This window comes from Fischerella muscicola PCC 7414, assembly GCF_000317205.1.
Lineage (GTDB): Bacteria > Cyanobacteriota > Cyanobacteriia > Cyanobacteriales > Nostocaceae > Fischerella > Fischerella muscicola.
On record NZ_AJLK01000222.1, the window covers coordinates 1 to 1,118 of the forward strand.

General features: G+C 42.9%; 1 protein-coding gene. It reads right to left on the reverse strand.

Annotation, left to right across the window (positions count from 1 at the left end):
• Nucleotides 1-72: 72 nt before the first annotated feature.
• Nucleotides 73-795 carry a hypothetical protein gene (locus UYI_RS0131330; RefSeq protein WP_016870637.1) on the reverse strand — a complete coding sequence of 241 codons (723 nt, stop codon included), beginning with the start codon at nt 793-795 and terminating at the stop codon, nt 73-75.
• Nucleotides 796-1,118: the final 323 nt, after the last annotated feature.

The window sequence follows — 1,118 nt, forward strand, 5'->3', positions numbered from 1 at the left end:
TAAGCCATGCAAAAAGACCCAGCAGGGCTGAGTTAATCAGAGACTTAGCAAAAGTATGAATAATCTTAGGTATTAAACAGCAACCGATGGTTTTTTCCGTGGTCGGGTTACGGTTTTTTTAACAATAGGGCATCGGTTTTTACGGAGACGCTTTTTTCCTGGTTGCCAACCAGGAGACTTTCCGCGAGGTTTGGGTGCTCTTGTTGGAGTACCAATCACCGCAAAAACTCCACCCATAGCTTGAGCAACTCTTCCAGGGGTCAAATTACTCTGGGACTTCTGCCAAGGGAGAGGATTGTCAGTGACGATATCACGGGCTAACCACAATTCCCAAGTCATTAATGGCATGAGGTCACTCCACCGTTCACTTTGCTCAGGAGTGCCAAAGTTTGGTACAGTCCAATGTAAACGTTGCTTTAAAAAACGATACCAATGGTCAACGGTAAAGCGACGCAAGTAAAGTCGCCAAACCTCTTCTAAGGGAGGCATTTCTTCCCCTACCCAAGCTAACCACAAAGGTTTTGATACTAGTTGATTACCTTGTTCATCAAGACGTTCAACTTTAATCAGTGACATAGGGCGCATCAATTTCTGTCGCTGTGGCCTGCTATCTTGTAGCGCCTCATAGATGCTTGGCCACTTGCGTCTAAATACTGGTGATAAGGATAAGTCTGCTAAGGAATAAACATTGCGGGTCAGTAATATGGCATCTGTTAATTCAAAGGTCGCGTCTTTGGCTCTACCTAAATATTTGTAGGCTACTTGACGAAACTCTTCAAGTCTGGCACTTTTCATGTTGGTAGGTGAGTAATGGTAGTTCTTTTCTCACCTTCTACCAAAAGGGGGACTGTATTCAATCAGACACCCCTTTTTTCTTGCTCATTATCTAATCTCCATCTGATAATGATAATCGAATAAGGGGTGGTGGGAGAGAAACGAGCTTCGCTCGTTTCTCTCCCACCATTTCCATGATTATCATTATTGTATTTTTTCTCAACAAGCATACTACACAATAATTGTTCAAGGCCGCGGATGCTTTGAGGCTGACTTGAGAATATTTTTAACCTCTAATTCCATTTGGTTTGCGTTCTCTCATATCGCTTTTAGTCTAAACTCCA